We start from the raw sequence: 13,262 nt of genomic DNA on the forward strand, positions 1-13,262 counted from the left end.
CAACTTAAGCAATTCTATAGAATAACCTTTGACACATACTGGAAAAATAATCACCAATTTTGGTGGAAGCATAACCGTTAAACTATCTGATGGTGAAAAAATTAATGCTACAATGCGTAGCAATCTTAAGGGTGAGCTAACAGTCGGGGATATTGTTGATTTAGAGTACAACAATCAAACTTATGTTATTACAACTCTTCACGAGCGAAGAAATCTTATATCTCGCCCAAACTTATACCAGCGTAAAAATAAGAACATTGCTGCAAACATAGATCAAGCCGCCATTATTATCTGTCATTCCCCTGCCCCTGTTGAGCATTATATAGATAGATACCTTGCTGCATTACACAATAGTCACATTAAACCTATTATCATAGTAAATAAAGTAGATAGCCAATCTCCTGCAGATAAAGAATATATCGAATCTTTGATGGATATTTATAAACAAATTGGTTATGAAATTTATTATATTTCTGCTCAAGAAAACATTGGAATTGATAATCTTCTAGAAGCTCTTAAGGGTAAATCTTCTATATTTTTGGGGCAATCTGGTGTTGGTAAGTCTGAAACTCTAAATACAATTCTTGGTGAAAAAATAACTGCAACCAAAGCTGTTTCAAACTCTACAAAAAAAGGCCGCCATACAACTACAGCCTCTACTTTGTATGAAATTGATGATGATACAAATATAATTGATTCTCCAGGAATACGAGAATTTGGACTTTGGCATATTACAAAAGAAGAACTTTTTGATGGATTTATGGATTTTAAAGAATATAAGGGCGAATGTCAGTATCGAAACTGCGCCCATGAAGAAAATTCAAAAGGTTGTAAAATAGTGGAGCAGATTAAATCTGGCAATATTTCTTTATTGAGATTCAAGAACTACCATAGAATTTTAGCTGAAATAGTTAAGTAATATCACTTACGACTCTTTTTTAGTTTGCTTGAGATATTTTCTAATATAAAGATTAACTAAGCTAATCCATAATGGACTAAATAGTAAAGATAATGAAATTAATGTAATTGATAACTCATAAGTATTATCGTTTACAATTCTTAAAGAATATCCCATAGTTATCAACACAAAACTAAACTCTCCTATCTGAGATAGCATTGCTCCACCAATTAATGACTCATCTAACCTCTGTTTTAGCATTTTAAATATTATGGTATTTACTGTTGTATTTATTACAAATATTAATACTAAAAACACTACAAAACCAAAGAGATATTGCCAAACTAAATGTAAATTTATTAGCATCCCTATTGATATAAAAAACAATGCCATAAATATAGTTTTTACTGTAGATAAACTATGACCAACCCACTCAGTCTCCTCTACCGTTGCTACAACCATTCCACCTACAAAAGCTCCTAATGCTGATGATAAGTTTAATGACCCTGTAATAGCAGCCATTCCAAAACAAATAATTAATGCCGCAAATACACGCATCTCTTCATCTTGACCAAGCATCGCTATAAATTTAAACTTTATATTTTTCTTAATCGCCATAATAGCTGCAATACCAACGACTAAAATACCTCCAGCTATTTGTGTAAGTATTTGGCTTAAATGTGGTGTTTCTCCCCCTAATAAACCAATAATAATCAACATAGGTACTACCGCAAGATCCTGTACTAAAAGAACTCCTAAGACATTTTGTCCTAGTCTAGTCTTCATAGTACCTCCATCGTGAAGCAACTTAAGAACAACTGCTGTACTACTCAAACTCATGACAGAGCCAAAAAGTACTATCTTAGCCATAGACCACTGAAAGTATAATCCTACTAATGAGACTATCAAGGATGTTACTAATATCTGAGCCATTGTACCTAATGTTGGCACTTTCCAATTTTCCGCAAACTTTCTTGGTGAGATCTCCATCCCTGCAAAAAATAGCAATAAAATTACACCTATTTCTCCTAACCTTTCAAGATTATGAGTATCTTTTATGAGATCTAACCCATAAGGTCCAAGAAGAATACCTGTAAAAAGATATGCTATTACATAAGGTTGCTTTAGCTTTTTGATTATCATTGTGAAAATCAATATGCCTAACATTAAAAATACAAAAATTGGGATAAGTGGTTCGCTGTGCATTTATTCTAACTATTTATAAAAATTATCTTTATATATAAATAATACTTTATATAATAATAAAATGTTACTGTTTAAGAAGTTTTTTAAGTATTTTGTGGCTTGCCAATAACTACAGTTAGTAAAACTAAAAATTAAATATCTTTTTATAAACAAATCAATATTTATATACACATTCAAAATATGCTAAAATACCCTCACTTTTTTGATTTAAATTTTAAAATAACTATGGAATATAGAAAATACATTTGTATCGTATGCGGTTGGATTTATGATGAAGCTGAAGGCCATGAAGAAGATGGACTAGCTCCTGGCACTAGATGGGAAGATATCCCTGATGATTGGGAATGTCCAGATTGCGGCGTAACAAAAGAAGATTTCGAACTTTTAGAAGAATAATCTAATATAACTTCTAATGTCATCTCTTTTTCAAAAAATTATCTTTGATAATAAAGAATTTATAATAATGCGTGATGACTTAACCCATCCTATTTTCTCGGGAAACAAAGCTCGCAAACTTGCATATATAGTTAATGACCCACAAAAATATTCTCATATAAAAACTATAGTTTCGTTTGGTGGTAATCAATCAAACTTCATGCTTGCTTTATCTCAACTGGCACAGATTATGAATTGGCAGTTTGAATACTGGATAAAGCCCTTACCAAAATTCCTAAAACAAAAAAAAATTGGAAATCTAAGTTTAGCGATAAAAAATGGTATGGTTTTAAAAGAAACAATCCAGGAGCTCTCTATAAATAGCATCAAAGCAAATTATAAAGAAACTCAAGATATATTTTTCTTTGACCAAGGTGGTAGAGATAAAAATGCAGAGGTTGGCCTAGCAGACTGTGCTGAAGAGATTCAAAGTTATTGTACTGAAAACAGTATAAATAACTATAGTGTAGTTGTAGCATCTGGTACTGGCACTACTGTTTTATATTTAGAAAAATATTTACCAAAAAAAGTGTATACCATCTCTTGTGTAGGTACAAATAAGTATCTTACTGATCAATTTAACAGCACTGATAATACACTAAAGCACCCTCAAATATTACAAAAACCTTTTAAAGCCAACTTTGGTCAACTCGATATTAAAAACTATCAAATATATAAAAATCTTCTTAAACAAACAAACATAGAGTTTGAATTACTTTATGACCCTACCGCTTGGCGAGTGTTATTAGAAAATTATGATAATTTACCAAAGCCAATAATCTATATACACTGTGGTGGAACTAGTGGTAATGCTACCATGATTGCTAGGTATAACCGATTTTTATCTCAAAATAGCAACGACAATCATCTCTTAGCTAAATACTCACCCTCAAAAAAAGACTCTACATCTTTAACATAAAAATCAATTTCTTGATTATCATAAAAGTTAGCCTCTGATTTATCATCATCTGCATGCACAAGTACTGTTTGCATCCCTAAGTGTTTTGCAGGTACTAAATTATGCGAGGAATCTTCAAAGAAAATCGCATTTGTAAAATCAATATCAAACTTATCACGACCTATCTCAAAGTACTTTGTTTTTGGCTTTGCAACAAGGTTCGTACCTTCTAGTGTTAAGATACCATCAAAGCTTTTATCTAAACCAAGTTGCTTGAGTACTCTATAAGTATGAAAATCAGAAGCATTTGTAAAAATATATGTACGATGATCTTTTCTTAAATCATTAATGTATTTATTGAGTTTTTGATTTGGCTCAAAATGACTAATATCTATATCATCAATAAAATCTAAAAATTCTTTATACTCAATATCATGATAACGCATCATCCCAAGCATAGTAGAGCCAAACTCGTAGTAAAGCTCATCTCGTATAGCATCTGCTTTTTCATTATCGGTAATTTTAAGCTTGAGCTTTATATACTCTCTCATTCTATCTAGTTGGCTAGCAAATAGACCATTATTGTAAGAGTAAAGTGTGTTGTCTAAGTCAAATATGTAGGTTTTCATTAAAAAATTAATCTAGAAATCTGTAGTTCAAGTATATCAATATTATAATGCCTGAGAAATACTTAAATACCATTCAATGTTTTGCGTAATATTTTAAATCTTTGAATATTTTCTTTTCTTAAAATGAACATCATCTGCATCATTAAAATTAATGAAATTATAATATATTCTTGTAGCTCAAAACTCTTTTCTGAGCTTGTGACAAATAAAAGACAAAGTAATATGATATTTAAAGCTAAAAAGCCATTTTTCAATCTATATGGAAATAGGCATTGGTTACTATACATTTTAACAAGAAAAAAGGCTAATGAACCTATTACTAATGCTAAAGCTGCTCCCTCTGCTCCTAACATAGGGATAAAAATAAAACAGCTTATTATATTAGTTAAAAAACCTAAAACACTTGCCCAAATATTCCACACAGTTTTTTTAGTTTTGATGATACCTGCACTCAATAGCCGTCCCAAAAGATTAAAAAATGGAATAAATAAAAGCCACATAAAAACATTAATAGCTTCCCGAAAATTTTCACCTAACAACAATGATAATGGACTTCTAATTAAAAAAACAAAAAGCATTCCAACAATAAACACAGACATTAAATTTTGATATAAAAATGAATATATGACTTTTGCTTTGTTAAGCTTATGTAATAAAAGTTTATTAGCAAGAGGAGTCCACATAGTGCCAAAAGTTGATTGCAAAATCATCAAAGGTGCAATCAATGTAAAACTAGCACTATATATACCTAAATCATAGAAACTACCATATTTTATTAAAAATAATCGATCTATATACTGCATTCCCCAAATAGTTATAAATGAAAATATAAATGGCCAGCTATACTTAAATATTCCTTTTAGTTCTTCTTTCTGAAACACTGATGAATCAAAATATTTAAATATATTCCATTTATCTAAATCTAATAAAATTAAAAATAGGGAAACAGTAGATAATGATATTAATTGCGAATAAATAATTAGCTTAAAACTAAAGATATTGAAAATATAAAAAACACCGAACAATCCAATCAAGTAGCTTACAGAATTTAAGACCTGAGCTAGTGAATATAGGAATGCTTTCTGCTGCATGCGAATAGATAGCATAGCAAAACGATTTAATATATATAGAACTAAACCATAAACAATAGCGAGATATAACATAAAGCTACTTGATTGAAAGAAAAATTCTAAAATAGGTATTCTAATAAAGAAAAATAAAATAGAAATAAATAGAGCTAAAACTAAGACTATGAAGAGACACTGATAAAATAAGTTTACTTGGTATTTTTTAGTTTTACGCTCATAAAAAAAACGCATATATCCCATATCTAAGCCAGCATTAGATATATAAAATAAAAGTGTAATAATAGTTATATAAAGAGCACCTTTACCATAGTCATCTGGGGATAAAATCCTAGTAATAAAAGGCACTGTAAAAAAGCTAATAGCAGCCGAACCTATTGATCCTATTCCATAAGTTAGAAACTTCTTAATCATCTCTCTAACACACTCTTATAAACTTGATAATATTTATTTGCTACTACTTTTTGAGAAAAATTATTCTTACAATATTTTTTTATAGATTCCTTTTTACTAGACCATTGTTGTTTATGGTTATATAAATCGAGCATAGCATTAGCTAATTCTTCAACATTATTTTTCTCAACTAAATACCCTACATCTTCATTAACAATAGATTCAGGCCCGCCACATCTTGTTGCAATTATAGGTAATTCACAAGCTAAAGCTTCCACAAAAACAACACCAAAAGTTTCATAGCGGCTAGCTAATACAAATGCATCTGAGTTTTGCATTCTATTTAAAGTTTCTTTTCTAGATAACTTCCCTAAAAAAACTACTTTATCTGCTATTTTTAAGTCTTTAGATAATTCTTGGAGTTTGTTTTTTTCTACTCCATCGCCACCTACTATAAGCCTAACATCATCAATATTATTAAATGCTCTAGAAAATGATTCTATCAAAACATCAAAACCTTTTTTAAAGTCTAATCCCGCAATACTAATAAAGTCAAATGAATTATTATTGTTATTAGTATTTCTTTTTTCAAGAAACTTACTATTTACACTATTTGGAATATATTCAAATTTCCTTTTGAAGAATATTGAAAGATACTTTGCAAAAGCATTCGATACAGCAATGTTTTTAGAACTATATTTAAAAACATTGCTAATTATATCTAGCTGCTTTTGTGAAAACATTTCTCTTTGAAAGGCTGTGCTATGTTCAGTTAGAATATACGGAATATTATATTTTTCATAGATTTGCAAAGCTACAAGTCCAGATTGCCATGCAGAATGCACATGAATCAAATCTGGTTTACCATTTTGTTTTATGTATTTTTTAAATAATTTGATCGTCTTATATATATGTATCTTTGCTTGAAGCTGGCGTAACTTAGGGATGGATACACTAGTTTTTATAATAGTTAATACACCATTATCAATATCATTAATATCTAATTTAAAACCCACTTTTTTTAAACTATAAAAGTGCTGATATATAACACCTACTTTAGCATTAGGAAAATAGCTTTTATAAGCTATTGTTTGCTCTTTAAAAAAAGAACCTGAAAAATCACCTTCATACAGAGGATACCAAGATGGTAATACTAAAATATGCATTTGTCAGACCCTTTTTGAGCAATTAAAGAACAAATCTTTTGAACCCTCTCAATATATATGTCAGGTAAACAAACACTATCCCTATTCTCCAAAAACACTCTTTGCATAAAATAAATAATTAAATTTTCTCTAGTAAAAGCATCATCAAAACTACTATATTTGAAAGCATTTTCTAAATATTCTAAAAAATTAATATTATTGTTTTTGACATGTTTTTCAATTTTATAATGATACAAATCAAAGAAATTTGGTAACATTGCTAATCTATCTAAATCTATTAAAACCTTTTTTTCTTTATAACTCATTATATTTGATGGTGTCAAATCTCCATGAGAAAATGAAAGTCGAATACTTCCTTTAAGTGCTTCAATTATATTTTCAACTAATGGAAAGCTTCGTTTATAACTATACTTATAAAAGTAACTTTTAGAACACTCTTCTTTAACAGGAGATATAGATTGAATTTTTTCTACAACACTTCTAACATCTTTTTCTTTTATACTATTCAGTAATTGAAGTTTTGGCATTATATAAAGTTTATTAATTTTCTTATATGAATACTCAACTAGTTGGCTTTTAGCTTTTTTTAGAATTTTGTAACTCTCAAAGGATTTTTTTAAGTCGCATTCAGCAGATTTTGAGAGAGGTAGCTTATAAACTATAGAATCAGTAAAAACAATTAAGCAACCAGTACTCGTTATATTATAACTATTCCCCATCACTTTTTTTATATAAAAAAAGTGAGTAATCATAACTTTTAAACAATAACTTTTAGACACATAAATAGAATTTCTTTGTAAGATACAAATATTTAATATTAATCTTATAAAGGAACTTTTATTCAATATAAACTTCTTTAAAGCTACTTTCATTACTGATTCTTCTTATCTAAATCTATAATAATATCGACAACAGATGTATAAACTTCTTTTTGAGACATATCAGTATCTACAACTTTAACCTCATCAATATTATACATATAGTCTTTATATGCTTTATTAACTTCGAGCATTTTTTCATATGAATAATCTTGTTTTCTCTGATATGCAACATCTGGGCTTACATCTAAAAAAATGGTTACATCTGGTTTTTTGATAATACTATTTACTCTAAATAATTTTGTATATAACCATACTAGTACTTTTTTTAGTGAACCTTTCTTTTCAACCCTCTTATCTTTATTTAACTCTTTACCAATCAAATCATCATAAAAATATCTATCCGCAACTACATGATTACCCATAAGCATATAGTATTTTGCTATATATATTCTTAACTTCCTATCTACTAAAACTAAGGTACTCAATAAAAGTCTTAAATATTTGTTTTTATATTGCTTTTCTAATAGCCAAAGTAAACCAGGTATCCAATACTCATTATTTCCAAAATATACTCTTTTGATACCTGTCAGATTAAAAAACTTCAAGTTACAAACATATTCGATGGTACTACTTTTACCAGCTCCATCAACTCCGACAAAAGCGATTAAGCACCCTCTTTTTCTAATTCTATAATTAGGCTTTTTGAAGATTCTATTTTTCACAGCAGCCATTTTAGTTAAAAAATAACGAAAGCTTTGTTTTAGATACAAAATATTGTCTGTATTTACATTATCTTGAACTAACCGTGAGTAATGTCCTTTTAAGTCTTTCCAACTAGCTGACTTTAAAATATTAACTACTATATTTTGCCAATCGTCTCCTACAATGCTCTCAACTAAAGTTTTGATATAACCATCTTGAATACTCGTGTTTATTAAATACTCTTTTATTTCATTAAGGTCTTGTTGTTTTTCACTTAGTGATAGTATTCTCATGAGAAACATTAATGGAATATAATCGTTATCGCTTAATAATAACAACTGATTAAACTTAACAATTTTTAGCTTATCAAAATCAATATTCACATGAAATGGTTTATAAGGTTTGGGTCCAAATTGAATATTTGTATTTAAATCAATTAATATAAATTTATGTGTTTGCTGGTCAATCCCAATAAAATAATATGGCTTATCAGATTTAAAACTTAAAAAAACACTTTTTTTCTTGAGAGTAGTTGTAAAAACATCCAAATCTTTTTTATCAATTAATATATCTATGTCACCGCGATTACCCTTTAAATCTTCTTGTAAAAAATTTAAGCTTTTATATACACAGTATTGCACATTGTTTCTATTTAACTGATCAAATATATCTTTATATATCTTTAACATGTAATCATTTCTTTTAATACAAATTAATCGGCAAACTCAAAACTGTATCACACAAGTTTTGAGAACCTGTAAAACAATCCAACTCTATTAATTTATTCTTAAAAGCACCTTGCTTGTACATTGGCTTATTATAATAAATCATAGTTGGTACATCTTTATTCTTATACTTGTTTTGTAAATTATCTCTTGCTTCTTTGGAGTCGAGCCTAATAGTATATTGAGCAAAACTAGAGATATAATCATCTGGAATATATGGTAGCTGATACCCTTTACCTTTTAACTCTTGATTATAATTATCTGCTACCTTATTTACCGCATCTAATTCATAATTTTTAAAAGCTCTTAACTTAATTCGTAAAATAGCAGCTTGTATACTATCTAATCTAGAGTTTACACCTATCATGATATTATCGTACTTATCATCACCGTTTTTACCATGGACTACATAAGAACGGATAAATTTAGCCATTTCATCATTATTTGTAAATATAGCTCCGCCATCTCCGTAGCAACCTAATGGCTTAGCTGGGAAAAATGAAGTTGTCGCAATATCACCAAAGCTACAAGCTTTTTGACCATTAATACTACCGCCAAATCCTTGAGCAGCATCTTCGATTACAAATAGATTATACTTATCTGCTATTTTTTGGATTTCTGGGTAATTTGCTGGTAGTCCAAATAAATCTACCGTCATTATAGATTTTATTTGATTAGCATAACCTTTTTGTTGTAGTTCTATTATTATTTCTTCTATTTTTTGTGGGCAAATATTATAAGTTTTCTCATCTACATCAACAAATACCGGAGTTGCTCCTACAAATGCTACAGATTCACCACTAGCAAAAAATGTAAAATCTGGAACTAATACAATATCATTTTTCCCAACGCCCAACGCTACTAAAGATATAGATAATGCATCTGTGCCATTAGCACAAGTTATGCAATGCTTAACACCTACATAATCAGCTAACTCTTGCTCTAGAGCTTTTACCTCTGAACCACCTATATATTGCCCAGATTCTAGCGCAGATAATACAGCTTCATCGATTTTTGTTTTTAAAGACTTGTATTGTGCTTTTAAACCTCTAAATTCCATTTAAATTCGCTCCAAGACATCATTTTCTAGTCTATATTCTCTACCACATTCATTACATTTATTAGTATCTTTCAATACTTCACCACACTCACAAGCCCAGCCTATCTGTTTTGCTGGAACTCCTGCCATAAGTGCATAATCAGGCACATCTTTTGTTATAACTGCTCCACTAGCTATCATTGCCCACTCGCCAATAGTATTACCACAAACTATGGTTGCATTTGCACCAATTGAAGCAGCATATTTTACTAAAGTTTTCTTATACCCTTCCTTGCATTTTGGGTATTTTGCCCTTGGTGTAAGATCATTTGTAAACACCATAGATGGCCCACAAAACACATAATCTTCTAGCTCTACACCTTCGTATACAGACACATTATTTTGTATCTTTGCACCATTACCAATTTTTACATTATTACCGACATTTACATTTTGCCCTAAAGAACAATTTTCACCAATATTGGCTCCACTATGGATATGTGAGAAGTGCCAAATTTTAGTTCCATCACCAATAAATACTCCATCATCTACATAGCTAGATTCATGCACATATGGTTCAGAATTATTATTTTTCATAATTTCCCTATAACTTTATATCCTATTAAGATCCTGAAACAAGTTCAGGATGACTCCTTTCTTTGTCATGCTGAATTTATTTCAGCATCTCACTATAAACTATCATATAAGTCATCTAAGTTTGGATTAAACTGTTTAATCAAATTAAACTTCCAATCTCTATGCCAATATTTAAGTTGTTTCTCTCTCAAAATAGCTGATGTAATCTCTTCAGCTATTTCATAGTATACCAATTTATGAGTACGATACTTTTTACTAAATCCATCAACAAGCATATTCTTATGCTGATAAACTCTTTGTTTAAGCGATGATGTCACGCCTATGTACAGTACGGTATTGCTATGGTTTGTAACAATGTAAATATACCCTTTTTTTACTAATAGCAATAACTTTCATATTAGATCCTAAAAATTCATTTCAGCATCTCATTCCATCCATTACACATAGATCCTGAAACAAGTTCAGGATGACTACTTCCCTTCTACCTTCTCACAAAAAGAATGATACTCTCCCACAAGCCCTAAAGCTGGCAAACTTCGGATAGTAGAAACAGTTCTGATAGACCCATAAGCTTCATCAAGACCAAAACCACCGCCATTAAGTATATGCTCATAGCTTTTAGTATGTAAATCAGTGAAGCCACCACTAAACTCTATCTCATCACCATCTACTGTGATTGAGCGATAGGTTCTGATACCTTTATCCTTTATTTCTTGTGGTATATAGTCATAATTTACAGACAGAAACCATCTAACAGTAGCATTTTTTAGTTTAAAATACCCTGCATTTGTATCTGCTGTCTTAATGTGAACTATATTTTCTTCTACATCGCCAAATATCCAGCAAAGCATATCGTAGAAATGAACGCCAATATTTGATGCTATACCACCCGATTTTTCGCCTTTTCCTTTCCAAGATTCAAAGTACCATTTACCACGGCTAGTTAGGTATGTTAGGTCTATATCATACATTTTATTAGGATTTTCTTTTAGCTCTTCTGCAACTCTCTCTTTTAATGCAATAATAGAGTCATGCAACCGTAGTTGTAAAATGTTATAAACCTTTTTACCTGTTTCTTTTTCTATAATTTTTAACTCATCTATATCTGCAGGATCTAAAACAAGAGGTTTTTCACATATAGCATCTGCCCCACTTTTAAGAGCTACCCGAATATGACTTTTATGCAAATAGTTTGGCGTCATAATACCTATATAGTCTACTTGAGAACTTCTATTATACTTCTCAACAAAGTCTTCAAATCTTTCTAACTCTGTAAAAAACTCAGCCTCTGGAAAGTTACTATCCATAACACCAATACCATCATATACATCATAAGATGCTATTAGGTCATTGCCTGTCTCTTTAATAGCTTTCATATGTCTAGGAGCTATATATCCAGCAGCTCCGATTAATGCAAAGTTTTTCATACTGTTATCCTTTAACTCAAAGTGTTTTAACTTATTAGTCCTTCTTAATGGTAGCAGACCCATTCTCATAAGCTGAGGCCTGGCTCTAAATACTAAATGTTACGAATGTTTTTTTAGCAATACAATTCATTCTCTAATTTTTTATAAACACCATATAACTTCCGCTCTTCCATACTCCAATTATACTTTTCTAAAACAGCTTTTTTGCCATTTTGTCCCATTTCCTCAGCTTCTTTTGGATTTGTTATGATGTAGTTTATTGCATCAGCTATTTCTTTTGGTTCTAGTGGATTTACACATACTCCACATTTTGCTTCATCTACTATTTTCTTCCAAAGCTTTATGTCTGATGAAATAACTGGTAACCCAGCAGCCATATATTCAAACATTTTCACAGGCAATGCATCTAAATAATTTATAATTGGCCTAAGGGTTACAAGTCCTGCTTTTGATTGACTATAGATACTTGATACTTCATTTCTATTTAAAAAGCCAAGTTCATTAACATTTTTCCAGCCATAATAATTTTTAACTTCTTTTTCAACTTCTTTTTCAGCAAAAAATCCACCAAGATTCAACTTAACTGTAGATGTAAACTCCAAAGCCTTTACCATCTCTTTTATACCACGAGCTTCACCAATACCACCGACATAGCAAACTTCTTCTTTTTTATCATTCCAATTTGTTTTATTTGAGAGTTCCTCCAATATAGGGAAATTATTTATATCTATACTGCTTTTATTAATCTTTAAAAACTTATCTCTAATATATGGTGTTGCTGCAATAATATAATCAAACTTTGGCATTGCATATTTTTCATAAAGCTCAAAACTTTTTGATAATATTAACTTCATGGATCTGCTTAAGTATGGTTTTCCAAGAAGTTGTTTTGGCAAGTCTTCATGAGCATCAAATATAACTTTTTTACCAAGCTTTTTTAACTTTAATCCTATGGGTATAAGCTCTGGGTCGTGAAGATGAAAAATATCACTACCTAGCTTTTTCGCCTTCTCAAAAATTTTTTTAGTAGTTTTTGTCATACGAGCAATACGACCACCAGCTTTAGCACCAACATCATAAATATTTACATTGTTTTTAACTTCATCTCCCTTACCATCAGCTACTACAAGACTTACATCATATTCTTGATTGATGCCTAGAGAGCTACACATCTTAATAAATATACGAGTATCAGAGCGTGGGTGGGCTGATGTTAAGTGAGTAATTTTGATTTGCATTTA

General features: G+C 30.1%; 13 protein-coding genes and 1 pseudogene. 3 read left to right on the forward strand and 11 right to left on the reverse strand.

Annotated elements, in window-relative coordinates; genetic code table 11:
• Positions 1-28 precede the first annotated feature (28 nt).
• Entirely contained in the window at positions 29-919 is an 891-nt protein-coding gene (gene rsgA / locus FLM55_RS01615; protein ID WP_256868898.1) for a ribosome small subunit-dependent GTPase A, read from the forward strand.
• 6 nt (positions 920-925) lie between these two features.
• Here rsgA and FLM55_RS01620 read toward each other — a convergent pair whose 3' ends face one another.
• Positions 926-2,104, reverse strand: a complete 1,179-nt coding sequence (locus tag FLM55_RS01620) for a cation:proton antiporter (RefSeq protein WP_178947716.1) — start codon at positions 2,102-2,104, stop codon at positions 926-928.
• Positions 2,105-2,329: 225 nt separating this feature from the next.
• Here FLM55_RS01620 and FLM55_RS01625 point away from each other — a divergent pair, with 225 nt between their 5' ends.
• On the forward strand, positions 2,330-2,500 hold the full coding sequence (locus FLM55_RS01625; RefSeq protein ID WP_178949036.1) for a rubredoxin: 171 nt from the start codon (positions 2,330-2,332) through the stop codon (positions 2,498-2,500).
• 16 nt (positions 2,501-2,516) lie between these two features.
• Positions 2,517-3,380: pseudogene (locus tag FLM55_RS01630) on the forward strand (1-aminocyclopropane-1-carboxylate deaminase); the annotation flags it as partial.
• A gap of 23 nt (positions 3,381-3,403) precedes the next feature.
• On the opposite strand, the gene FLM55_RS01635 reads toward FLM55_RS01630, so the two are convergent.
• The 10 genes from FLM55_RS01635 to FLM55_RS01680 form a co-directional block, all read right to left on the reverse strand.
• A complete protein-coding gene (locus FLM55_RS01635) occupies positions 3,404-4,066 on the reverse strand; it encodes a pyrimidine 5'-nucleotidase (protein ID WP_178947717.1) in 663 nt (220 codons plus the stop codon).
• 62 nt (positions 4,067-4,128) lie between these two features.
• Entirely contained in the window at positions 4,129-5,565 is a 1,437-nt protein-coding gene (locus FLM55_RS01640) for a lipopolysaccharide biosynthesis protein (RefSeq protein WP_178947718.1), read from the reverse strand.
• Positions 5,562-6,710, reverse strand: coding sequence for a glycosyltransferase (locus FLM55_RS01645; RefSeq protein ID WP_178947719.1), 1,149 nt, complete (start codon positions 6,708-6,710; stop codon positions 5,562-5,564). The genes FLM55_RS01640 and FLM55_RS01645 overlap by 4 nt, the downstream gene beginning before the upstream one ends.
• Positions 6,698-7,462, reverse strand: coding sequence for a hypothetical protein (locus FLM55_RS01650; protein WP_178947720.1), 765 nt, complete (start codon positions 7,460-7,462; stop codon positions 6,698-6,700). The genes FLM55_RS01645 and FLM55_RS01650 overlap by 13 nt, the downstream gene beginning before the upstream one ends.
• A gap of 119 nt (positions 7,463-7,581) precedes the next feature.
• Entirely contained in the window at positions 7,582-8,922 is a 1,341-nt protein-coding gene (locus tag FLM55_RS01655; protein ID WP_178947721.1) for a hypothetical protein, read from the reverse strand.
• A 13-nt stretch (positions 8,923-8,935) separates the two neighbouring features.
• Positions 8,936-10,018: a DegT/DnrJ/EryC1/StrS aminotransferase family protein gene (locus FLM55_RS01660; RefSeq protein ID WP_178947722.1), complete on the reverse strand. Its 1,083-nt coding sequence runs from the start codon at positions 10,016-10,018 to the stop codon at positions 8,936-8,938.
• Positions 10,019-10,594, reverse strand: coding sequence for an N-acetyltransferase (locus FLM55_RS01665; RefSeq protein ID WP_178947723.1), 576 nt, complete (start codon positions 10,592-10,594; stop codon positions 10,019-10,021).
• 92 nt (positions 10,595-10,686) lie between these two features.
• Positions 10,687-10,980: a GIY-YIG nuclease family protein gene (locus FLM55_RS01670; RefSeq protein ID WP_256868900.1), complete on the reverse strand. Its 294-nt coding sequence runs from the start codon at positions 10,978-10,980 to the stop codon at positions 10,687-10,689.
• Positions 10,981-11,064: 84 nt separating this feature from the next.
• A complete protein-coding gene (locus FLM55_RS01675) occupies positions 11,065-12,021 on the reverse strand; it encodes a Gfo/Idh/MocA family protein (protein ID WP_178947724.1) in 957 nt (318 codons plus the stop codon).
• Positions 12,022-12,134: 113 nt separating this feature from the next.
• Positions 12,135-13,259, reverse strand: coding sequence for a glycosyltransferase family 4 protein (locus FLM55_RS01680; RefSeq protein WP_218644483.1), 1,125 nt, complete (start codon positions 13,257-13,259; stop codon positions 12,135-12,137).
• Positions 13,260-13,262 lie beyond the last annotated feature (3 nt).

It is taken from the genome of Francisella sp. Scap27 (assembly GCF_013394105.1).
Classification (GTDB): domain Bacteria; phylum Pseudomonadota; class Gammaproteobacteria; order Francisellales; family Francisellaceae; genus Francisella; species Francisella adeliensis.

Coding starts and splice junctions, on each gene's coding strand:
- FLM55_RS01620 (WP_178947716.1), bottom strand. CDS start 2,104: ATGCACAGCGAACCACTTATCCCAATTTTTGTATTTTTAATGTTAGGC.
- FLM55_RS01625 (WP_178949036.1), top strand. CDS start 2,330: ATGGAATATAGAAAATACATTTGTATCGTATGCGGTTGGATTTATGAT.
- FLM55_RS01635 (WP_178947717.1), bottom strand. CDS start 4,066: ATGAAAACCTACATATTTGACTTAGACAACACACTTTACTCTTACAAT.
- FLM55_RS01640 (WP_178947718.1), bottom strand. CDS start 5,565: ATGATTAAGAAGTTTCTAACTTATGGAATAGGATCAATAGGTTCGGCT.
- FLM55_RS01645 (WP_178947719.1), bottom strand. CDS start 6,710: ATGCATATTTTAGTATTACCATCTTGGTATCCTCTGTATGAAGGTGAT.
- FLM55_RS01650 (WP_178947720.1), bottom strand. CDS start 7,462: ATGATTACTCACTTTTTTTATATAAAAAAAGTGATGGGGAATAGTTAT.
- FLM55_RS01655 (WP_178947721.1), bottom strand. CDS start 8,922: ATGTTAAAGATATATAAAGATATATTTGATCAGTTAAATAGAAACAAT.
- FLM55_RS01660 (WP_178947722.1), bottom strand. CDS start 10,018: ATGGAATTTAGAGGTTTAAAAGCACAATACAAGTCTTTAAAAACAAAA.
- FLM55_RS01665 (WP_178947723.1), bottom strand. CDS start 10,594: ATGAAAAATAATAATTCTGAACCATATGTGCATGAATCTAGCTATGTA.
- FLM55_RS01675 (WP_178947724.1), bottom strand. CDS start 12,021: ATGAAAAACTTTGCATTAATCGGAGCTGCTGGATATATAGCTCCTAGA.
- FLM55_RS01680 (WP_218644483.1), bottom strand. CDS start 13,259: ATGCAAATCAAAATTACTCACTTAACATCAGCCCACCCACGCTCTGAT.